This window comes from Halobacillus mangrovi (genome assembly GCF_002097535.1).
GTDB lineage: Bacteria > Bacillota > Bacilli > Bacillales > Halobacillaceae > Halobacillus > Halobacillus mangrovi_A.
In genome coordinates this window covers 1,803,074-1,824,724 of the sequence record NZ_CP020772.1, presented here as the reverse complement: position 1 = coordinate 1,824,724, position 21,651 = coordinate 1,803,074, and the positions used below count along the sequence as shown (strand labels likewise).

The window sequence follows — 21,651 nt, the reverse complement described above, 5'->3', positions numbered from 1 at the left end:
ACCTTAAACCAATGATTTAGTGATAAAAAAACCTGCTATGTTTTACCATAGCAGGCTGGATTTGGCTCAAGAGCGGATTCCGAAGAAACGTTTAATCTTGGCCATGACACTATTATTTTGATGGAGATTTTGAAGAGGAACAGCTTCGCCCAAAATCCGTCTTGCAATATTCCGATAAGAAAGTGAAGCTTTAGAATTCGGCTTCATCGCCACTGGCTCCCCAGTATTAGAAGCTTTAATAACCGCATCATCATCTATGACGATTCCAAGCAGGTCAACGGATAAGACAGAAACGATTTCGTCCACATCCATCATCTCGCCATTTTTCATCATATGAGCTCGTATACGGTTGATAACAAGCTTTGGTGCTTCTAAATCTTCCTGTTCAAGAAGGCCGATAATACGGTCAGCATCTCGTACGCTCGACTTTTCAGGGGTCGTAACAACTATGGCTTTATCAGCACCTGCAACGGCATTTTTATATCCCTGTTCGATTCCCGCCGGACAGTCAATAACGACATAGTCGTACTCTTCTTTCAATTCCTCAATAATCGCTTTAATTCCCTCAGGTGAAACGTCTGATTTGTCAGAAGTTTGAGCTGCTGGAAGTAGGTGAAGACAGTCAAATCGTTTATCCGTAATTAACGCTTGCTTTGTTTTGCATCGGCCATTTACCACGTCCACAATATCGTAGATTATTCGATTCTCCAGCCCCATAACTACATCCAGATTTCTTAAACCGATATCTGTATCGATCAGGCACACTTTCTTATTCTGTAGGGCTAAAGCGGTCCCTAGATTAGCAGTAGTTGTTGTTTTGCCAACCCCTCCCTTTCCAGAGGTTATTACAATCGCTTCACCCATTATTCATTCTCCTTTCAAAGCTTACAAGATCCGGTCTTTTTTTAACGACTTCCTGGAGCTTGTCGATCCGGATTTGTTCTTCTTCGTCAATAAAGCCACTTTCCATATAGACGCCCTCTGACTCATAGTCTGGCGCACGGCTCAACTGATCGGCAATTCGCAACTGGCTTGGCTGCATATAAGAAGCAGCAACCACAGCATTCGTATCACCTTCCGTACCAGCATGAGCAATTCCTCGCAGACTACCCATTACAAAAATGTTCCCCGTTGCCTTTAGCAGCCCTCCAGGATTCACGTCACCAATGATCAATAGATCACCACGGACCTCTATTACTTGTCCAGACCTTATTGTCCTGGCAACAGGAGTGATATCTGTATTTTCTTTCCATTTTAATGCTTCTTTTCTAGTAATTAATTCTGATTCAATGTTTTCAACAACGAGATTCTGTTTCTCACGAATCACCTTCGTAAGTTCTTCCTTTTGTTCTTCACTTAAGTAACGCTTTCCAAGCTGGACAGTTACTCGAATCATTGGATCATCATCAGATAGACCATTCATCGAAAGCTTGTCTTCGAGTTCATCCAAAATGGATTCAAACGTGCATTGATCATCAAACTTCAATGTCAATCCGTCTCTTGTTCCTTTAATCATTATCTTCTGAACATTCGTTGTCACAGACCTCTCACCTCAAAACCTTAGACCTTCGCCAAGAACTAAGTATTATTTATTTCCTCTCCCAGATTAAAGACTCGTTCTTTCACTAGAGGATATAAAATGATAAAAAAGATCATATTTGCTGCCAGTGTAGGCAGGAGCCTTAGTACTACATAATCCCACCATGCCATGGCAGTAATTTGAACAAATGAATAAACGACGTAAAGAATAGTATCAGCTAAAGCTACACCAACGACCGCTAAGATCGAAGCTGTTACGAAATTCGCATGAAGAAGTTTATTTAACCCATGGATGATATAAATTACAATAGCATAGGTTGCCATATACACACCTAATACCCCCGTGTAGACAACGTCTAGTAATAAACCGAAAAACAATGCATACCAGACAGCGTAGTAGGTGTTATCGTTGTCATAGAAAACGGTGACGATTAACAGAAAGATTAAAATCCAGTGGGGTGTCATTAATAAGTCTGAATAAACAAGGCTGGATGGTAGTAAGCTCATTGCCATCCCCTGCATGACTAACAAAAAAAGACAAAGGAGACCGATAAAATACCGTCTCATGATTCATCGCCCTCGCTTTGACTTTGATTCTCTATACTTTCCATCGCTCGATCTACAACAATAACATGTTTGATATCAAATAAGTCAGCAAATGGCTCTACGTAAGCTGTTTTCGTTAGGCCAAACTGGTCGTTGACTACCTCTTTCACTGTCCCAATTCGAAGGTCACTTGGAAACACACCGCCAAGACCGGAAGAAATAACTGTGTCGCCTTCTTTCAGTTCTTCATCAAGCTTAATACCTTCGAGAAGGAGACGTCCCGTTTCATCGTCGTATCCTTCAATTAGACCGAAAGCTTCATCTTGACCTTCCCGGATCACCCAGGAAGAGATTTTATTGGATCTGTCAAACCCGCTAAGAAGCTGGACGGTGGAGTGGAAGGCACCGGCAGATTTGATTTTCCCTACTAAACCATCACTGGTCATGACAGCCATATCTTTCTCTACTCCATGCTCTTCCCCTTTGTTAATCGTCATCTGCTCGAACCAGCGATCTGAGCTTCTGGCGATGACAGTTGCCTGAATAGGGGAATAATCATTCAGAGCTTCTGTTTTCTCTATCGTATTCCGAAGCTCTTCATTATCGTTCTTAAGTCTCTGGTTATCCTTTATTACACCTTTGTATTCTGATAAACGCGCTTTTAACACTTGATTCTGCTCATATACTTCGAGCATGTTCTGTACGTTTTCGACCGTATTATCTACGATACTCACAGGCTTATGGATTATTGTCTGCATCCACCCTACTGTGTCTTGAAGAAATTTCTCAGGAGTACTTAACGAATCACGGTCCCGAATCGAGAATCCGATTAACGCTACAAGTACGATAAAGCCAATTAATACAACCATTAGTCTTTTTCTACGAAATAAAGAAGGCATATCTGAACCGCCTAGTCCATATTAGCCCGGCTCGCCACATTCGGCTGTGACCTGAAGTGGTGAATGTATTCCAATGATTTACCTGTTCCGATCGCTACACAATCAAGAGGTTCATCTGCTATAAAGACTGGCATGTTTGTTTCTTCACTAATGACTGTATCAAGGTTCCTGAGTAATGCTCCACCACCAGTAAGAACAATTCCACGCTCCATAATATCTGCGGCTAATTCTGGTGGTGTTTTTTCTAAGGTGTTCTTAACGGTTTCGATTATGGTATCAACCGTGTCTTTCAATGCTTCAACGATTTCTTTCGCTTGAATGGTGATCGTTTTTGGTAATCCACTCAACAGATCTCGACCACGGATATCCATCTCATCATTCGTATCCATGCTTCCAGCTCCGCCAAGCTCCATTTTGACTTCCTCTGAAGTTCTCTCACCAATCATGAGGTTGTACTTCTTTCTAACGTGTTGAATGATGGCATCGTCCATTTCATCCCCTGCCACTCGGATCGACTGGCTGGTTACGATTCCACCTAAAGAGATAATAGCGACTTCTGTCGTGCCGCCTCCGATATCAACGACCATGCTTCCAGTAGGTTCCCACACAGGTAATCCTGCACCGATAGCTGCAGCAAACGGTTCCGCTATTGGATATGCTTCTTTTGCTCCTGCCTGTTTTGTTGCATCAATGACAGCACGTTCCTCTACCATGGTGATCCCAGAGGGAACACAAACCATGACATTTGGTTTGCTCGCAAAAGATGATCTTGTCTTCAGTGCCTTTTTGATATAATACTTCATCATTTGTGCAGTCGTTTCATAGTCTGCAATGACACCGTCTTTCATTGGTCGAATAACTGATATGTAGCTGGGGGTCCGGCCTATCATATTTCTTGCATCATTTCCGACAGCAGTTATATCACCAGTTTGTGTATTTTTGGCCACCACAGAGGGTTCTCTGACGATGACCCCTTTATTTTTTAAGAACACTAGCGTATTCGCTGTACCTAGATCAATTCCTAAGTCTTGTGAAAATCCAAATAGACCCAATAATATCTTCCTTTCTAAGAACCTGCCTATATCTAGCAGGGGTCAAACATCTCTTTAATATATTGAATCAGAAGAAGCGCCAATTTATAAGGATTATTTCCTATAAATGGCGCTTTTCATTTTCATCTATTCAATTATACGAAAAATCTTCAAAAATAGATAGTGTTACAAGTAGCCTTTTTCCTTCAAAGAGATAAATTTTCGATCACCAATTACTAAATGATCTAGTAATTCAATTCCGATCATCTTTCCGCATTCTTGGAGTCTTCTTGTAACCTGAATATCTTCCTGAGATGGAGTAGGATCACCCGAGGGATGGTTATGAGCGCAGATAATGGAGGCAGCTGACCGTTTGACAGCTTCTTTGAAAACTTCACGAGGATGGACAATAGAGGCGTTCAAACTACCAATAAAAATAGTCTGTCTGTGGAGCACTTGATTTTTCGTATTAAGAAAAAGGCAGATAAAATGTTCCTGCTTCAAATGCCGCATCTCTTCCATTATAAAATCCGCCCCATCCTCAGGGCTTCGAATCATATAGCGTTCAACAGGCTTCATCTTTTGCATCCTTTTCCCAAGTTCAATGGCTGACAAGATAAGCACAGCTTTTGCAGTCCCTATGCCCCTGATAGCTGTAAGTTCTTCTATTGTGGCATCCTTCAAAAGTGATATTCCTTCAAAATGAATGAGTAATCGCTGAGCCAGTTCCATCACTGATTCTTGCTTTGTTCCACTGCCAAGAAGGATAGCGGTCAGTTCTTGATTGCTGAGGTGGGCTGCCCCCAATCCAATCATCCGCTCCCTGGGCCTGTCCGCCTTCGGTACATCCTTAATCATTATACTTGTTTGAGCCAACATGATTCGCTCCTTTGTCTCTATTCCTCGTAAGCAGAAATCAAGAAGAAGGCGTACACCCGAAAGCTCTAAGCTCACGAACAACTCTTGAAAGAGGAAGACCAACAACATTGTAATAGTCCCCATTTATTTTCTCCACAAAAAGGGCGCCTTTCCCCTGTATTCCGTATCCCCCAGCTTTGTCGTCAGACTCACCTGTTGCTATGTACTGGTGGATTTCTTCATCATCCAGGTCAAAGAAAGTTACATCCGTTACCACAGCAAAACAACGAGTATCATCATGTGAGCGAATGGTTACCCCAGTAAAGACTTGGTGCGTCTTTCCGCTTAGGGTACGGAGGTTTTGGTAAGCCTCCTGTGCATTGACAGGTTTACCAAGAATCCGTCCATCTTGAGCCACTATGGTGTCTGATGTTAAAAGCACTTCATCACTTTCTATGTCGAGAGTTTCACTTTTTTGTTGTGATAAGTGAATAACTGCTTCTTCAGGGTCCCATTCATCCGATAGACTTTCATCTATATTAGCTGAACGTATGGAGAACGTATATCCAGCTAATTCCAATATTTTTTTCCTTCTTGGTGATTGTGAGCCTAAAACTAACTTCATATTCTATCTTCCTTCCCACGAGGTACTATTATTTTATAGTAACCATTCATTTGTGAAGAACTGGTCAATTTGAAATAACACGACTCTATTTGTTAATAAAAAAATAAAACCCTTAGGTGAAACACTAATTTTGTAAGGGGTAGAACATCATATATTCTTTACTTCATCATTTCTTCAAGACCGTAGGCAACTCTCAGCCAGTTTAAGTTAAACGTATCTGTATTCTCCCAATTTTGCAGGGAATTCATTAATGATTCTCCAGAGGAACTGGATTTGAGTTCATTGATTAGAGATTCCCGTTCGTTTGCTGACATTTCATTCAATGTATGCTGTTGCAATTGGGTCACTAATTTGTCCATGACATCTGCTTCTTCTTCACTTAACGAGCCTTCTTCTTTTAACACGACCCAATTTTTCACATACGTATCCACGCCATAGCCTTGAAGCTGCAAAGCGAGGGTATCAGCTTCGGACTTCGTAGGGGCACTTCCAGCAAATAAATAAAACTGCCCATCTCGTTCCCAAACAACAGAGGAAACAGATTGAGAGGTTAATTTCGTTTTCCATTCAAGTGCTTTTTCTTCTGTTGTAAAAACACCCGCTTGGATGAAGTATGAGTCAATAGCGGCCGGATTGACACTTTGAACCATTTCACCTTGTGCTTCAGCTGGAGTATTACTCGTTGCAGGCACTACCTCTTCACCCGTCGTTGTCTCATCAGTTAACGTGACGAACATGCGTAAAAGCAAAAAACCCAGTCCAAAGCTGATGATAAGAGCAGTCAAGGCGGTGAATGCGATCCGCTTAACGGGAGACTGGAGGTTGTTTTTCTTCTTCATAGGAAGTTTGTACACAGATTGTTCTGAGGAATCTTCTAACAAAATGGGTTCTTTTTTTTCTTTCGAATGCTTTGCAGCCGCTTGCTCTGCTTCTGCCTTAAATAATTCTGTTTTTTGGTCTTTTTGTTCGTGATTTCGCAAAGAAATCGTTATTTTCTTTTTAGATTCCATCGATTGATCACTCCTGCCAGGTTTGTCCTAACCCTATCACAGGAGATTTGAAAACTACGCTGAAATTTGTCAATGGTACATCGACAAGTTTTTCACCTTTGACTCACCTTTAATTCACGTTTTAGCGGTCTCAAATAAAGATATCGACCTAAAAAAATGTTTGTACATACCACCCAATAATTATGTTACCAGAAAAAAAGGATGAAACGGCACTTATTGCAATAAAAGGACCAAACGGAAAAGGCTGATCTCTTTTTATTACACCTGTCATTAGCAATACACTGCTAATAAGTGCACCTGTCAAAGTAGACAAGAATAATGTTAGTAATAAAAGTTTCCATCCTAGCACAAATCCTATTAATCCAAAAAGCTTCATATCACCTCCGCCCATGCCTCCATTACTGAGAAGAATAATGGCTGCTGTTAAAGCTATACCAATGAAGCCGCCCAAGAGAGCATTCCACCATGGTGCAAGAGGTACATACAAACGGTAAACAATAAATAAACAGAAAAACGTCAGTAGAACCTTATCGGGAATGACCATATAAACGAAGTCACTAACAAGGATGATATGAAACAGGGAAATGAAAGCAAGAGCGAGGAATAATTCAACTTGGAATCCTATTAGGGAATAACATAATACAAACATGATACCGTTGACGGTTTCCATAATAGGATAAAGAGGTGAAATGCACTTCTGGCAATGCCGGCATTTCCCCCGCTGAAGCATAAAAGAGATGAGCGGAATAAGTTCAAACCATCTGAGAGTATGGTAACAATGAGGGCAGTAGGAGCGTTCATCTTTGAACAATACTCCTTTTGGCAAGCGAAGTCCTACAACGTTGAAAAAAGATCCAAGAGTGAAACCGAGCATGAGGAAATAGAGCGAGTAAAAAAGAGTCATTGGCTTTGTCTCCTATATCGAGGTTATAGAGTCAATTAAGACCGGGGGGAGTGATTAATTATTACTGATCCAATCATACTACATAATTAAACAGTTTAGTCTATGAAAATAAATGAAAGAATTTCTTTTCCATAAAAAAACAGCCGAAACTATCCTTCGACTGTTTCTAATAAAGCCTCATAACTCGCCACTTTGTCTCTTCCTTGCTGCTTGGCACCTACGTACATGGCGCGATCAGCGTGTCGTACCAGTTCCAATGCTTCCTCACAATGGTCTGGATAAGTAGCCACGCCAATACTCGCTGTAACTTTGATCTCTTTTGGTTTCTTCCCACTCAGCAAGTGCTCATAAGAAATAAATGGTTTATCTGTAATCGTTCTTCTTACTTCTTCTGCTAAAAACTCAGCTTCATCTGTTGAACATTCAGGCAGAAGAATAACAAATTCTTCCCCCCCATACCTCGCGATGAGGCCCTGGTTATGAATCACTTGTTGCAGGCGTTCAGCAAGAATGCATAACACTTCATTTCCACTTTCATGTCCGTATGTATCGTTAATCACCTTAAAATGGTCGAGATCCATCAAGATCAACGAAATTGGCTGCTTTCTCTGCTCATCTTTCCACTGTTGAATAACTCTATGAAGATAATTCTCAAAGTATCTGTAGTTGTAGAGGCCTGTTAACGCACACCTCTCGCTTTCTGCTTTTGTTTTCTCATAGTATCGTGCATTATCTATCGCCACCCCTAAATAATTACCTAGGATCTCTAGAATCATAAATTGAAATTGCATAAATGCCTGCTTCTTATTGGCATAAACAGTAATGATCCCTACAATTTCATTATTTCTCTCGACCGGAATAGACATGACACTTTCTGCATTTTCAGGTATGCAGGCATGATTTAAATGATGCCATTCTTTTTTACTTTTGTAATAAAAACTCCTTCGTTGAGTTAACGTGTTCCCGCTTACGCTCTCCCCTTTGAAAAGGGAATAGTTGGCGAGTTGCATCTGTCCGGAACGATCGAAAAAATGAATCAGCGTCAGTTGTTTTTCTGAAGTTACATCAAAAACATAAAGATAATCAAGCGGCAGAAGCTGACTGATTCGTTTAACAAATAAGTCAAGAACCTCTGTTACACCAAGCTTTCCAGTCAATTCATGGCCAATGATACTCGTTTTCTTCAAATAAGCATTAACCTGGCTGCTATTATGATAAAGCATCAGCATCCCTGCAATGAGAATAAAAGGAATGCCTACGAAAAATACCGCACTGACACCAAACTCTGCATAAACGATGTAAAGCACTAATCCGATAGGCAAAACGAGACAGGCCGTCAGCACATCCCACAACAGTCCGCAATCAACCCATTTAACCTGTTTATTGTATAGATAACGTGCAATGAGTTTTATTGAAAACTGGTTAAGTAGAATCTGAGAAACCGCGTAAACCGTCACGGGAAGAGCGTCATCAAAAGACGACACCGCATCATCTCCATGTGTTCCACCCAATAAATAATATAGAAGTGCTGAGAAAACCGAAATCATAAGAAACATTAAGAAATTTATAGGAACTCGATACAAATCAGCTTTTCTCACTCTCAGCTTACCCATTAAAAATAGTAAAGCAACTTGGGAGACAAGAATTTCAATGAATAACCCATAATACAAAAATACGGCAAAAGCGATGCCGTGGGTGAAGAAAACTGGATTGTCCCCGACTTGCAATGGAAAAAGCGCCACTATGGATGCAAGGATCATAAAAGCTGCTATTTCAATCTCATTACCTTGAATAGCAGGGTTCAGCGTTCGATAAAGGGTATAGAGGCAGGAAGGCCATAACACAATCCATAGGCACCACACCGCAATCTTCTTATGATTTGTCATTCCTGCACCTCATTTCAGATTACCTTATCATTATCATCCATTTGCAGACTTGAATATTCAGATAATTAAAATGTACCATACCCCCTTTACTTATTCAAAATATTTCCTTATTTCGGAAATGAAATACAAGGAGCCGGTAATCAATAAAACTCCATCTTTTTCTACTTGCTCCGACGCCTTTTTCACTGCTTTCTTATAATCACTAATTGCCGTTGATGCAGGAATCGGTGACAATTGTTTTAACTCTACTGCAGTAAGCGCTCTAGGAAAGTCAAACGTCGTAAAGTAAGCTTCATCTATGACCTCTGAGAGCTTCATCAACATACTTTCTACTGGCTTATCCTCTAATGCGCTATAGACAAGATTGATTTTCTTTCCTCGGTAGTGCCGCTTCATTGTATCCACTAAAGCTTGAGTACCTTCTTCATTATGTGCCCCATCAATAATCGTCAACGGTTCGGTCCGTACCGTTTCGAAGCGGGCTGGCCACGTTGTCTGAAGAACACTTTCCTCATACTTGCTTCGATCTACCTTCGTCCCTTGAGCTTTCAAGTATTCAACCACTTCCAGGGCAAGTGCAGCATTTTCAACTTGATGTTTTCCTTTCAAACCACTCAATAATTCACCAGAGCGGAATGCCTTGTTACGAAAGATAAATCGTTCACCTGCCGGCTCACTTCCAACATGTTCTACAAAAAAGTCTTTTCCTAGTAAAGCCATGGGCGCATGTGTGATAGAAGCTTGCTTTTTGATTACTTGAAGGGCCTCAGGCTGTTTGGCTCCGCATAGTACCGGCCGCCCTTCTTTAATAATCCCAGCCTTTTCATCAGCAATTTGTTCAATAGTCGATCCTAAGATATTGATGTGATCCCGTCCAATATTCGTAATGACACTAAGGAGTGGCTGAATAATATTCGTTGAATCATAACGCCCGCCAAGACCTGTTTCAAAAATAACGAAATCGAGCTTCTGCCTTGAAAAATAAACCATGGCCATCGCCGTAATCACTTCAAATTCAGTCGGTTCTCCAAGTGGTGTCCGGGCAAGCTCTTCTGATAACGGCTTTAGTTCTTCTACCAGTTTCGCTAATTCTTCATCTTCAATCGGCTCACCATTGATGCTGATTCGTTCATTGAATCGTACGATGTATGGAGAAGTAAACGTACCGATTCGATACCCTTGAGTTTGCAGCAGGTTCCTTAGAAAAGATACGGTTGATCCCTTTCCATTCGTTCCTGCAATATGAATCGCCTTCAGATTCATTTCAGGATGTCCGAGTTTCTCCATCATCCAGTCCATTCGCTTTAACCCGGGCTTTACTTTGAATTTCTCTCTAGAATGTATCCAGTCAATTGCGTTTTCATAGTTCATCAACGTTATATCCCTCACTTCAAAAATGGGAGAGTACTCTTAGTGAATACTCTCCCTCGCCTCTTATGCTTTTAATTCTTCAATGCGAGCTTCTACTTTTGCCCGTTTATCCAGATAATCGGTTTCTTTCTTACGTTCTTCTTCTACAACGTGTTCAGGAGCTTTGCTGACAAAACCTTCATTCGAAAGTTTCTTCTGAACACGATCGACTTCTTTATCCCACTTTTTCCACTCTTGTTCCAGTCGCTTGATTTCGTCTTCAAGATTGATCAAACCGGCTAACGGAAGGTAAAGTTCTGCCCCTGTAATAACAGCTGACATCGCTTTTTCAGGAGCTTGAAGGTCAGTAGCAATCGTTAATTCACTCGGGTTACAGAATCTCTCCAAATAATCTCGATTTTTCTCAAGTTCCTGTACAACGTCTTCATCTTTCGCCTGGATCATCAACTGAATCTCCTTAGACATAGGCGTATCCACTTCTGCACGAATATTTCTTACAGAACGAATGATCGACACGAGTCTGTCCATTTCGTTGACGGCCTGTTCATTGTGGAACTCATCTCGAACCTCTGGCCAGGCTGCTTGTGTAATGGACTCCCCTTCGTGTGGAAGGTGCTGCCAGATTTCTTCCGTGATGAATGGCATAAACGGATGAAGCATTCGCATCGTTTGATCGAGTGTGTACGCCAAGATGGATCGAGTCGTAAGAATACGGCCATCATCTTCCCCATACAATGGAAGCTTCGCCATTTCAATGTACCAGTCACAGAAGTCATCCCAGATAAAGTTGTATAGATGACGACCCGCTTCCCCAAATTCATATTTGTCGACATTTTGAGTCACTTGCTCAATCGTCTGGTTCAGTCGTGTAAGAATCCATTGATCTGCTACTGATTTATCACCTGAAAGATCTATATCTTCATACTTTAAATCTCCCATGTTCATCAATGCAAAGCGAGAAGCGTTCCAAATTTTGTTAGCAAAGTTCCACGTTGATTCTACCTTCTCCCAATGGAAGCGTAAATCTTGACCCGGTGAAGAACCAGTCGATAAGAAGTAGCGCAACGAATCAGCACCATATTTATCGATGACATCCATTGGGTCGACTCCATTACCAAGGGATTTACTCATCTTACGGCCTTCCGCATCACGTACAAGTCCGTGAATGAGAACATCTTTAAATGGACGTCTGCCCGTAAACTCTAACGATTGGAAAATCATTCGGCTTACCCAGAATCCAATGATATCATAGCCGGTTACAAGAACATCAGTCGGGAAGAAGCGTTTGAAATCTTCGCTGTCTTCATCCGGCCAACCCATTGTAGAGAACGGCCACAGTGCAGAGGAGAACCAGGTATCTAATACATCTTCATCCTGTGTCCAATTCTCAGGGTCCTTCGGCTCCTCTTTTCCTACATAAATCTCGCCTGTTTCCTTGTGATACCACGCTGGAATGCGGTGTCCCCACCACAGTTGACGTGAAATGCACCAGTCACGAGTATTTTCCATCCAGTGTAAATAAGGTTTTTCGAATCGGTCAGGAACGAATTGAACTTTGTCGTCACCTTTTTGCAACTTGACAGAAGCATCTGCTAATGGTTTCATGTCAACAAACCATTGAGTAGAAAGGTATGGCTCGACAACGGCTCCACTTCGCTCGGAGTGCCCTACAGAGTGCTGGTGTTCTTCAATTTCGAAAAGAACCCCTTGCTCTTGCAAATCTTTGACGATCTGTTTGCGGCACTCAAAGCGGTCCATTCCTTTATATTTTCCTGCATTTTCGTTCATGCTGCCGTCCTCATTCATAATAAGAACACGCTCAAGGTTGTGCCGATTTCCGATATCAAAGTCATTAGGGTCATGGGCTGGAGTGATTTTAACTGCTCCGGACCCGAATTCCATATCCACATAATCATCCGCAACAATTTCAATTTCACGACCGATGATCGGCAGGATTGCCTTTTTACCGATCAGATGCTTGTAACGATCGTCTTCAGGATGAACGGCGATCGCTGTATCACCAAGCATCGTCTCTGGCCGTGTGGTTGCTATTTCTATGGATCCTTCTTCATCTTTTAGCGGATAACGCATATGGTAGAACGCCCCTTGGACGTCCTTATATTCTACCTCAATATCAGAAAGAGCTGTTTTTGTTTGCGGATCCCAGTTAATGATGTATTCACCACGATAGATGAGCCCTTTTTCATAAAGCTTTACAAACACTTCTTTAACGGCATCAGACAAGCCTTCATCAAGGGTAAAGCGTTCACGGGAGTAGTCTAGGCCAAGACCAAGCTTTTCCCATTGAGTACGGATGAATTTAGCGTATTCGTCTTTCCATTCCCAGGACTTTTCCAAGAATTTCTCGCGTCCAAGGTCGTGCCGGTTTACACCTGATTCACGCAGCTTCGCATCCACCTTTGCCTGGGTCGCAATTCCTGCGTGGTCCATACCTGGGAGCCATAGGACATCATAGCCCTGCATGCGCTTCACACGAGTCAAAATATCCTGCAACGTTGTATCCCAAGCGTGACCCAAGTGCAGTTTACCTGTGACGTTGGGCGGCGGAATGACAATGGTATAAGGTTCTTTATTTTTGTCTCCAGTTGCTTCGAAAAATTTCCCATCAACCCAATACTGGTACCGGTCTTTTTCTACAGCTGCCGGATCGTATTTCGTGGGCATTGAAAGATCTTTTTGTTCCATATCGATCTTCCTCCTTTTATGATCTTTTAAAAAATAAAAAATCCCTTTCATCCTTGATAAGGACGAAAGGGATTGATTTCCGTGGTACCACCTTAATTTACAGGACATACGCATCCTGTACACTCGACTAAAATAACGGCTTCTAACCGGCTTCTTCTACTGAATTTTCAAAGAAGCTGCATCAAGGGCGACTTCCATCAACAGGATTCCTGGAAAACTCTCAGCGTTTGTCTTCCTCTCTGAAGGAAATGTTCATGTACTCTTCCCCATCACGGCATTTCACGTATATAGATTCTATTACATATTGTATATAGAATTATCTATTTTAGTCAACTGTTTATAAAAAAATAGGCATACACACAAAAAAGGAGGTGCTGCTTTGAGCCGTTTCTATCGATATCGTTTGCCGTCCTGGTGTCGAACGTGGCTGATTATTATTGAAACTGCCCTGCTTCCGATTCTAATCTTTCAAGCGATCCGGACTATTTTCTGGCCTACAACGTTTGATATCTTTTTATTAGGCATCATTATCGGGGTCTTCATTGCCTTTAAATACAAATGGATCTAGCTAGGGATATACACAATCTGCCCTGGAGATACATCTCCACGGTACTCATTAGCGCGTTCAAGCTGACTGACTGTTACCTCGTATTTCTGAGCAATCGACTCCAGCGTTTCATCCTCCTGGGCGATATACATCTTCATTTGAGCATAAGAATCTTCTCGGTTCGGGAAGAGATGCTTAAAGATTTGCTTAATGCCATCCATTCCTCCAGGAGCTTCTTTCGACTCCTCAGATTCAGATGAACTCTCTGATTTAGGACTGCTCTCTGCCTGATCCATCATGGAGCTGCTCTCATAGCTCTCTTGCATTTGGACACTCTCTGGAGAAGCTTCTGGCATTTGTGGTTTTTCTGCCTGCCCAAAAAATTCACCAAAGCTTTGAGATTTTTTATAATACCAACGTCCATCGTCCTCTTCTTCTTGATTATCATCGTTCCTATAATCATTGTTCAATTGAACCACTGGCACTTCTCGTTCAGGAAAAATAGGACGAACGATTTCCTCTTCTTTAGGCTCTGCATAATTTACTGGTCCAACGGTTGCTGACTCATCAAACTGAGAAGCGTTGTCAGCCTCTTTTTCTTTTTCTTCAATTCCATTGATATTCAGCTGGGCATGAAGTCTAAGCTGATGATTTGCAGGCAGCTCATAGTCAAAGCTTTCAATATCTACGAGCACATCATCCAAACTGGAAACCCTTTCTAACGGAACTGTTATTTCCACTGGAAACGAATGAGAAAAATAACAGACCCCTTCCTCGCCTTTCTGAACCTGATCCATCATACGTGCAGACTGTACAGGGGCATCATTATAACTGTTGTGCTCCTGAACCGCTACATATTCACCAGCAAGATCGACAGTTCCTCTCAAGCAGACTTCGTCCCCGCAATCTTCTATCGAAATTTCAGGCTCCAGGGATATTCCAATTAGTTCACGGACGCCCTGTCCTTCCTTAAACCATAAAGATTCATCTAAATAAAATGAGAATACATTATGTTTATTCTGCAAAGTTCGGTCCCCTCCCAAAATATAATAAACATTACTCTCTATAACCACCTTATGCGAGAGTCGTCATAATATACATGGCCGAGCACTTCCCCTACAGCAACAATCATTCCTAAAGTGATGGTAGTGGCCCGATTCTTGAAGGATTATATGCATGATTTTATTTAAAATCTTGAGCTAAAACATCAAGAAATCTAATAGAAAATAGTTATTCCCAATTGAGGTATGCTCACGTTTTTTAAGGAAGATAAAAGTGCTAGGGCACTTTCAGCGGGTTTGACAGCATGTCTCCACCAACAGATGTTAGGGGAATATCCTATTAATATCTTATTGAGACAAATGATCAGGGGGGAGCAGGTATTGAAACCAGAGGACTGGGAACAACTTTTTAATAGACATAAAAAAGAAAGGAACTTCCTTAATTAGGATGTTCCTTTCACTTAATTTGCTGAGCCTATTTGATAGAAGCAAATACTTTTTCCGCAGCTTCGATGGTTTTCTCAATATCTTCATCTGTATGTTTAACAGACAAAAACAATCCTTCAAATTGGGAAGGTGGCAGATAGATGCCTTCTTGAACCATTCCTTGGAAATAGCGAGTAAACAAGTCTAAATCTGATTGGTTAGCCGTTTCAAAATTAATGACAGGATCATTTGTAAAGAAAAACCCGACCATAGAGCCAGCACGGTTTACAGTCAACGGAATGTTATGTCTTTCAGCCGCTTGCTTATAACCTTCAATGAGGCGGTCCACTTTTTTATTAATGGAGGCATAAGCTTCTTCCGTCATAGCTGAAATCGTCTCGTATCCTGCTGTCATGGCAAGCGGATTTCCAGAAAGCGTCCCAGCCTGATAAATGTCTCCTACAGGCGCGACCCGTTCCATAATTTCGCGTTTACCGCCGTAAGCACCTACTGGCAGTCCGCCTCCAATAACTTTGCCAAGACAAGTCATATCAGGCGTTACGCCGAAGTGCCCTTGAGCACTATGATAGCCCACACGGAAGCCAGTCATAACCTCATCAAAGATCAGCACGGTGCCATTTTTTTCTGTTAACGTACGTAGCTCTTGAAGAAAGTCCTCTTTTGGAGGCACTACCCCCATGTTTCCTGAGACAGGCTCTATGATGACTGCAGCCAAGTCATCTCCGTACTGTTCGAATACATAGTTGACACTTTCAAGATCGTTGTAAGGAACAGTAATTGTATTTTGTGCGATCGATTCAGGTACCCCAGGAGAATCCGGTAGTCCAAGTGTGGCAACCCCCGAGCCTGCTTTGATCAATAAAGAGTCGCCATGTCCATGATAATTGCCCTCGAATTTGAGAATTTTATCGCGCCCTGTGTACCCACGAGCAACACGCAGGGCACTCATAGTAGCTTCTGTTCCTGAATTCACCATTCGAAGCATCTCAATGGATGGCACTCTTTCAATTACAAGTTCGGCCAATTTATTTTCCATTTCGGTAGGAGTACCGAAACTCGTCCCATGTTCAGTAGCTTTCTTCAGGGCTTCCGTTACATTTTCATCGGCATGGCCTAAAATCAGCGGTCCGAAGCTCAAAACATAATCAATATATTCGTTTCCATCGATGTCATACATTTTTGACCCTTTTCCTTTTTCCATAAAAATCGGGTCCATATCCACAGATTTAAATGCACGGACTGGAGAATTGACTCCACCTGGCATAAGGTCTACAGCCTTTTGATAAGCTGCTGATGATCGATCAAAATTCTTCATAGCATCGCATCCTTTCTAAACAATTCAATTATTGGTTCAGCCATTTAGCTGCATCTTTTGCAAAGTAAGTAATAATCAGGTCGGCTCCTGCACGCTTCATGGATGTCAATTTTTCAAGAACGATTTCCTGTTCATTGACCCAGCCATTTTGCGCGGCTGCCTTGATCATGGAGTATTCCCCGCTTACATTGTAAGCAACGAGCGGAAGATTAAACCGATCTTTTACTTCTCTCATAATATCTAGATAAGCAAGAGCAGGTTTTACAATTAAGAAATCAGCGCCTTCTTCTACATCTGATTCCGCTTCTCTAATTGCTTCAAGTCGATTAGACGGGTCCATTTGGTAAGCTCTGCGGTCTCCGAATTGAGGGGAACTATGTGCAGCATCACGGAATGGACCGTAAAAGGATGATGCATATTTCACGGCATAGGACATCACCGGGATTTGGCTGTATCCTGCTTCATCCAATCCTCGACGAATGGCCGCAACAAACCCATCCATCATATTCGATGGAGCAATAATATCGGCTCCTGCTTCCGCTTGACTTACCGCTGTTTTTGTTAAGTATTCTAATGATTCATCATTTGCAATATCTCCATCACGTACAATTCCGCAATGTCCGTGATCTGTATATTGGCAGAGACATGTATCTGCAACAACCGTCAAGGATGGCACTTCCTCTTTAATCTGACGGATGGCTCGCTGAACAATACCTTCTTCATGATACGCTTGGCTGCCTACTTCATCTTTCTCTCCTGGGACACCAAATACGATGACGGAACGAATATTTAGACGTACAAGTTCATTCATTTCCTCAGTAAGGTGGTCGAGAGAAACATGATGGACACCTGGCATAGAAGGCACTTCTTTTCTTATCCCTTCACCTTCTACTACAAAAATTGGATAAATGAGATCTTCCGTACGTAAATGAGTCTCTCTTACCAACGCTCGCATTGATTCTGTCCGACGCAGGCGGCGGTGACGTTTAAATTGTAAATCTTGCATTTTATCTTTTCCCTTCTTCACAAAAATACTGGATGATCTGTTCAACCATATGGTCAATGGTATACTGCTCCGGAATGAAGACATTTGTAAACCCTGACTGTTCAGCTTTTTCGGCGGTTGTCGGCCCTATACAAAAGCATGGAAGGTTCTTCCCGTTCCATTCTGCTGCTTTCACAAGTGATTGATAAGCCTGTATAGTTGAAGGACTTGTGAACGTGAGCGCATCAAGTTCTTCTCGCCTTAACATGTCCAACAGTTTATTCTTACCCTCTTTCAATAGTAGCGTATCATAGACAGTGATGGATTGAAAAAACACCCGCTTTTTTTCAAAAAAATGAGGCAGTACGTCCCGAGAGCGGTTCCCTCTTACATATAAAATCGGTCCTTCATTATTCGATTGCGAAAAAAATTCTTCTCCCATTGTTTTTGCATCGTACATCGATGGCTTAAAATCTGCTTCATAACCAAAGGCTTTAAGCATCCGTTCTGTTTTTTGACCGATAATGGCAAAATGGAGGGTTTCGGGAATACTGATACCTTTTCTTCTCAGCAGCTCGAAAAAAAACTTCACGCCATTGGAGCTTGTTAAAAACACCCAGGAATAGTCGTGAAGTTTAGTAAGAATATGATAATTCTCCTTTGTATCATTCAATTGAAAAGTAAGGAGAGGGGTTTCTATTGCGACCCCTCCCGCCTTCTCGATTTGTTCAGAAAAGGCACTTGCCTGGGGCTTTCCTCGTGTAACGAGCACTCTCTTCCCCGCAAGTGGTTCCATTATTGATCATACTCCTCTTTAGCTCGATCAACAATTTCCTGCGCTCCCTGGGCTTTCAAACGATCAGCTGCCATCTTCCCGACTGCAATCGGATCTGTCCCGCTTACCGTTTCATGCAAGATCGTTTTCCCGTCAGGAGAACCTACGAGGGCAGTCAGGATGATTTCTTCGCCTTTCCGATGAGCGTACCCACCAATTGGTACTTGGCAGCCTCCATTCAGATCATGGAGGAACTTACGCTCTGCAGCCACTGTTGTTGCCGTGTACTCATGGTTGAGCTTCATCAGATAGTCTCGAAGTTCTGAATCATTCTCCCGGCACTGGATTGCTAATGCTCCTTGACCTACGGCAGGCACACACACATCAGGCTCAAGGTATTCGGTTACGACATTATCATCCCATCCCATTCGTTTAAGGCCGGCAGCAGCGAGGACAATCGCATCGTAATCTTCCTCTTTAAGCTTACGAAGACGTGTATCGATATTTCCACGGATCCATTTGATTTCCAGATCAGGTCTTACAGCCTTAATTTGAGAACCTCTTCTCAGACTGCTTGTACCGACAATCGCACCTTCAGGCAGATCCTTTAAAGGCACATTTCCTTCCGATACGAACGCATCGCGATGGTCTTCTCTTATCGGTACAGAAGCCACTGTCAGTCCTTCAGCAACCACAGCAGGCATATCTTTCATACTATGAACCGCCATATCGATCTCGCCATCATACATAGCCTGCTCAATCTCTTTAATAAATAGGCCTTTTCCACCGACTTTTGATAACGTGACATCGAGGATCTTATCCCCTTTTGTCGTGATTCGTTTGATTTCGAATTCGTAAGATGGATCAATGTTTTTTAGTTGTTCGATCACCCACTCTGTTTGAGTAATCGCTAGTTTACTCTTTCGTGAACCGATGACGATCTTTCTCACACTACTTCCTCCTCAACACTAGAAATGAAAGTTCGATAAAGAACCGAACAAAAAGAAATTAATCAATAAAAATAAAAAAGCAGCAGAATTAAATAAGGAAATAACCCGGCCCTGATATCCCTTCACGATCCTCAATGTCAGGTAAACGACATAGACGAGCAATACGAGAAGAGAGCCTAATGTCTTAGAATCATACCAGTAAAATGCATCTGCAGACACGTACCCCCATGTGACCCCAAGAATAATCGCAATTAGCAAGAGAGGAACTCCTAAAATGACAGCGATATAAGAAAAGTGATCGAGTTTTGTAAGGTCACCCAAGCGAAACAGCTTTGTATTCCATTTCTTCTGCTTGAGTAACCGATACTGCAGCAGATACATGATTGAAAAGATGAATGATAAGGTGAAAAATCCGTAAGACACAATAGCAAGACTAATGTGCACAACCAGCATTTCGTTGACGAGCTGTACACCCTGGTTTTTTAAATCATTCTGTGCACGCGTCGTTAGATGGATCAGCATCACTAAAAACCCGACGACATTTGTAAAAAATACTAGAAAATCAACTCGGAACAATCGGTTGATAAGTAAAGAAAAAGTAACAAGTATCCATGCATAAAAGTACAGGCCGTCATAGACAGTCATAATTGGAAAATTTTCTTTGATCAGAACCTGGGTCAATAAAAAAAAGGTTTGTAATCCCCAAACCATACTAAGTAACCAGAAGGCTACTCGGTTAGCCCTCCGGTTATTCTGAACAAAATCTATGAAATATCCAATTAAACTTAGCCCATAAAGTAATAAGATGAGTTCGTATACCCATTTAAAATCCAACATAGGGACGTCCACCCTTATGAATGAGCAATCGAATTAATGACAGGAAAAGAGTCACTGGTTTCTTCATTGTGCTTTGAAGCGGTGTGCTTTTTCTCCTGCTGCTCAATCTCATTTTCCACTTGCTCTTCAATTCCAAAGATTTTTGTAAACAAGCGTAATGTTTCTTCAGAATCAGGCTGTGCGGCTAATTCTTTCGCCTGAAGAATCGGATCCTTCAGCATTTGATTGATAATGCTCTTCGTGTGTTTGCTAAGCACTTTCCGCTCTCGATCGGTTAAATCAGGCATCTTCCGCTCAATGCTCTTCATCGTTTCAGCCTGAATTCCAAGCGCTTTAGACCTTAAAGCAGAGATAACAGGAACTACACCAATCGTCTGCAGCCACTGTTTGAATTCTACAATCTCCGCTTCAATCATTATTTCAATTTCTTCTGCTGCTTGTTTGCGCATCGCGAGATTGGCATCTACAATGCCTTGAAGATCATCAATATCGTAAAGGAATACACTCTCTAAACTTTCCATAGCTGGATCGAGATCTCTTGGAACGGCGATGTCTACAAAGAAAAGCGGTTTTCCTTTTCGATTACGATGAATGGGCTCCATTCGATCACGAGTAATCACATAATCTTTCGAACCTGTAGAACTGATCACAATATCTGCATCAGAAAGTACGGTGTCCAAATTCTCCATTGTCATCGCTTGTCCATTAAATTGATCCGCCACTATTTGAGCTTTAGAGAAAGTACGGTTCACTACAGATACTTTACGCACACCAGAACCATGCAAGTTTTTGGCTGCAAGCTCACCCATTTTTCCTGCACCTAAAATGACGATATGTTTGTTTACCAAGTCACCGAAGATTTTACGCGCCAACTCCACGGCAGCGTAACTTACTGAAACGGCATTTTCACCAATTTCAGTTTCTTTGTGTGCTTTTTTTGCCATTGTAATGGATTGTTTGAACAATTGATTGAAAATCGTGCCAGTTGCCCCAGCTTCCTGTGCACGAATAAAGGATTGCTTCATCTGCCCCAGAATTTGTGTTTCTCCCAGTACCATCGAGTCAAGACCGGCAGTTACACGCAGCAAATGTTCAATCGCACCGTCCGTTTCATAAAAAGAAAGAAATGAAGAAAATTCATCTTTATCTACATTAAACCAGTCAGCTAAAAACTGTTTAATGTAATAACGGCCTGTATGCAGCTGGTCGACCACTGCAAAAATTTCCGTGCGATTGCATGTAGAAATAATTACATTCTCCAACACACTTTTTCGGGCGTTTAGTTGAACCATTGCTTCATTGACGTGTTGTTCAGAGAATGTAAGCTTTTCTCTAATTTCCACAGGGGCTGTTTTATAATTAAGACCTACAGCTAAAATGTGCATCACATCTACCCCCATTAAACGTTCCAGACTTATC

At 41.9% G+C, this 21,651-nt stretch carries 20 protein-coding genes and 1 other annotated feature; of the genes, 1 reads left to right on the top strand and 19 read right to left on the bottom strand.

Annotated elements, in window-relative coordinates; genetic code table 11:
* Positions 1-66 precede the first annotated feature (66 nt).
* From minD to HM131_RS08725, 12 genes are all read right to left on the bottom strand, one after another.
* Complete coding sequence (minD, locus tag HM131_RS08780) at positions 67-864, bottom strand: septum site-determining protein MinD (RefSeq protein ID WP_085029404.1); 798 nt, start codon at positions 862-864, stop codon at positions 67-69.
* Complete coding sequence (minC, locus tag HM131_RS08775; RefSeq protein WP_085029403.1) at positions 857-1,540, bottom strand: septum site-determining protein MinC; 684 nt, start codon at positions 1,538-1,540, stop codon at positions 857-859. Before minC ends, minD begins: the two co-directional genes overlap by 8 nt.
* Before the next feature lie 38 nt (positions 1,541-1,578).
* Positions 1,579-2,106, bottom strand: coding sequence for a rod shape-determining protein MreD (gene mreD / locus HM131_RS08770; RefSeq protein WP_085029402.1), 528 nt, complete (start codon positions 2,104-2,106; stop codon positions 1,579-1,581).
* Entirely contained in the window at positions 2,103-2,984 is an 882-nt protein-coding gene (gene mreC / locus HM131_RS08765) for a rod shape-determining protein MreC (protein WP_085029401.1), read from the bottom strand. Before mreC ends, mreD begins: the two co-directional genes overlap by 4 nt.
* A gap of 11 nt (positions 2,985-2,995) precedes the next feature.
* Positions 2,996-4,036: a rod shape-determining protein gene (locus tag HM131_RS08760; RefSeq protein ID WP_085029400.1), complete on the bottom strand. Its 1,041-nt coding sequence runs from the start codon at positions 4,034-4,036 to the stop codon at positions 2,996-2,998.
* Positions 4,037-4,201: 165 nt separating this feature from the next.
* The gene (gene radC, locus HM131_RS08755; protein WP_085029399.1) at positions 4,202-4,894 is read right to left on the bottom strand and encodes a RadC family protein; all 693 of its coding nucleotides are present in this window, start codon (positions 4,892-4,894) and stop codon (positions 4,202-4,204) included.
* Positions 4,895-4,931: 37 nt separating this feature from the next.
* Positions 4,932-5,498, bottom strand: a complete 567-nt coding sequence (locus tag HM131_RS08750) for a Maf family protein (protein WP_085029398.1) — start codon at positions 5,496-5,498, stop codon at positions 4,932-4,934.
* 158 nt (positions 5,499-5,656) lie between these two features.
* The gene (locus HM131_RS08745; protein ID WP_085029397.1) at positions 5,657-6,508 is read right to left on the bottom strand and encodes an SPOR domain-containing protein; all 852 of its coding nucleotides are present in this window, start codon (positions 6,506-6,508) and stop codon (positions 5,657-5,659) included.
* Between the two features lie 148 nt (positions 6,509-6,656).
* Positions 6,657-7,412 carry a prepilin peptidase gene (locus HM131_RS08740; RefSeq protein ID WP_085029396.1) on the bottom strand — a complete coding sequence of 252 codons (756 nt, stop codon included), beginning with the start codon at positions 7,410-7,412 and terminating at the stop codon, positions 6,657-6,659.
* 149 nt (positions 7,413-7,561) lie between these two features.
* Positions 7,562-9,298 (bottom strand): sensor domain-containing diguanylate cyclase, encoded by a 1,737-nt coding sequence (locus tag HM131_RS08735; protein WP_085029395.1) that lies wholly within the window; start codon positions 9,296-9,298, stop codon positions 7,562-7,564.
* Positions 9,299-9,388: 90 nt separating this feature from the next.
* The gene (locus HM131_RS08730; RefSeq protein ID WP_085029394.1) at positions 9,389-10,669 is read right to left on the bottom strand and encodes a bifunctional folylpolyglutamate synthase/dihydrofolate synthase; all 1,281 of its coding nucleotides are present in this window, start codon (positions 10,667-10,669) and stop codon (positions 9,389-9,391) included.
* 63 nt (positions 10,670-10,732) lie between these two features.
* Positions 10,733-13,375 (bottom strand): valine--tRNA ligase, encoded by a 2,643-nt coding sequence (locus tag HM131_RS08725; RefSeq protein WP_085029393.1) that lies wholly within the window; start codon positions 13,373-13,375, stop codon positions 10,733-10,735.
* A gap of 55 nt (positions 13,376-13,430) precedes the next feature.
* Positions 13,431-13,657, bottom strand: a binding site (T-box leader).
* Between the two features lie 97 nt (positions 13,658-13,754).
* Between HM131_RS08725 and HM131_RS08720 the strand changes: the two genes are divergently transcribed.
* Positions 13,755-13,943, top strand: coding sequence for a hypothetical protein (locus tag HM131_RS08720; protein ID WP_085029392.1), 189 nt, complete (start codon positions 13,755-13,757; stop codon positions 13,941-13,943).
* Here HM131_RS08720 and spoVID read toward each other — a convergent pair.
* The 7 genes from spoVID to hemA all read right to left on the bottom strand — a co-directional run bounded on the left by spoVID (position 13,940) and on the right by hemA (position 21,617).
* Positions 13,940-14,947 (bottom strand): stage VI sporulation protein D, encoded by a 1,008-nt coding sequence (gene spoVID, locus HM131_RS08715; protein ID WP_085029391.1) that lies wholly within the window; start codon positions 14,945-14,947, stop codon positions 13,940-13,942. The genes HM131_RS08720 and spoVID overlap by 4 nt on opposite strands.
* Positions 14,948-15,398: 451 nt before the next feature.
* Complete coding sequence (hemL, locus tag HM131_RS08705) at positions 15,399-16,685, bottom strand: glutamate-1-semialdehyde 2,1-aminomutase (RefSeq protein WP_085029389.1); 1,287 nt, start codon at positions 16,683-16,685, stop codon at positions 15,399-15,401.
* A 28-nt stretch (positions 16,686-16,713) separates the two neighbouring features.
* Complete coding sequence (gene hemB / locus HM131_RS08700) at positions 16,714-17,691, bottom strand: porphobilinogen synthase (protein ID WP_085029388.1); 978 nt, start codon at positions 17,689-17,691, stop codon at positions 16,714-16,716.
* Position 17,692: 1 nt separating this feature from the next.
* Entirely contained in the window at positions 17,693-18,466 is a 774-nt protein-coding gene (locus HM131_RS08695) for a uroporphyrinogen-III synthase (RefSeq protein WP_085029387.1), read from the bottom strand.
* Positions 18,466-19,395, bottom strand: a complete 930-nt coding sequence (hemC, locus tag HM131_RS08690; RefSeq protein ID WP_085029386.1) for a hydroxymethylbilane synthase — start codon at positions 19,393-19,395, stop codon at positions 18,466-18,468. Before hemC ends, HM131_RS08695 begins: the two co-directional genes overlap by 1 nt.
* Before the next feature lie 18 nt (positions 19,396-19,413).
* Positions 19,414-20,232: a cytochrome c biogenesis protein gene (locus tag HM131_RS08685; protein WP_085029385.1), complete on the bottom strand. Its 819-nt coding sequence runs from the start codon at positions 20,230-20,232 to the stop codon at positions 19,414-19,416.
* Positions 20,233-20,246: 14 nt separating this feature from the next.
* Positions 20,247-21,617, bottom strand: coding sequence for a glutamyl-tRNA reductase (hemA, locus tag HM131_RS08680; RefSeq protein WP_085029384.1), 1,371 nt, complete (start codon positions 21,615-21,617; stop codon positions 20,247-20,249).
* Between the last annotated feature and the right edge of the window lie 34 nt (positions 21,618-21,651).

Excerpts from the sequence above, each read along its gene's own strand:
- minD (WP_085029404.1), bottom strand. The coding sequence starts at position 864 with ATGGGTGAAGCGATTGTAATAACCTCTGGAAAGGGAGGGGTTGGCAAA.
- mreD (WP_085029402.1), bottom strand. The coding sequence starts at position 2,106 with ATGAGACGGTATTTTATCGGTCTCCTTTGTCTTTTTTTGTTAGTCATG.
- mreC (WP_085029401.1), bottom strand. The coding sequence starts at position 2,984 with ATGCCTTCTTTATTTCGTAGAAAAAGACTAATGGTTGTATTAATTGGC.
- radC (WP_085029399.1), bottom strand. The coding sequence starts at position 4,894 with ATGTTGGCTCAAACAAGTATAATGATTAAGGATGTACCGAAGGCGGAC.
- HM131_RS08750 (WP_085029398.1), bottom strand. The coding sequence starts at position 5,498 with ATGAAGTTAGTTTTAGGCTCACAATCACCAAGAAGGAAAAAAATATTG.
- HM131_RS08745 (WP_085029397.1), bottom strand. The coding sequence starts at position 6,508 with ATGGAATCTAAAAAGAAAATAACGATTTCTTTGCGAAATCACGAACAA.
- HM131_RS08740 (WP_085029396.1), bottom strand. The coding sequence starts at position 7,412 with ATGACTCTTTTTTACTCGCTCTATTTCCTCATGCTCGGTTTCACTCTT.
- HM131_RS08735 (WP_085029395.1), bottom strand. The coding sequence starts at position 9,298 with ATGACAAATCATAAGAAGATTGCGGTGTGGTGCCTATGGATTGTGTTA.
- HM131_RS08730 (WP_085029394.1), bottom strand. The coding sequence starts at position 10,669 with ATGAACTATGAAAACGCAATTGACTGGATACATTCTAGAGAGAAATTC.
- HM131_RS08725 (WP_085029393.1), bottom strand. The coding sequence starts at position 13,375 with ATGGAACAAAAAGATCTTTCAATGCCCACGAAATACGATCCGGCAGCT.
- hemL (WP_085029389.1), bottom strand. The coding sequence starts at position 16,685 with ATGAAGAATTTTGATCGATCATCAGCAGCTTATCAAAAGGCTGTAGAC.
- hemB (WP_085029388.1), bottom strand. The coding sequence starts at position 17,691 with ATGCAAGATTTACAATTTAAACGTCACCGCCGCCTGCGTCGGACAGAA.
- HM131_RS08695 (WP_085029387.1), bottom strand. The coding sequence starts at position 18,466 with ATGGAACCACTTGCGGGGAAGAGAGTGCTCGTTACACGAGGAAAGCCC.
- HM131_RS08685 (WP_085029385.1), bottom strand. The coding sequence starts at position 20,232 with ATGTTGGATTTTAAATGGGTATACGAACTCATCTTATTACTTTATGGG.
- hemA (WP_085029384.1), bottom strand. The coding sequence starts at position 21,617 with ATGCACATTTTAGCTGTAGGTCTTAATTATAAAACAGCCCCTGTGGAA.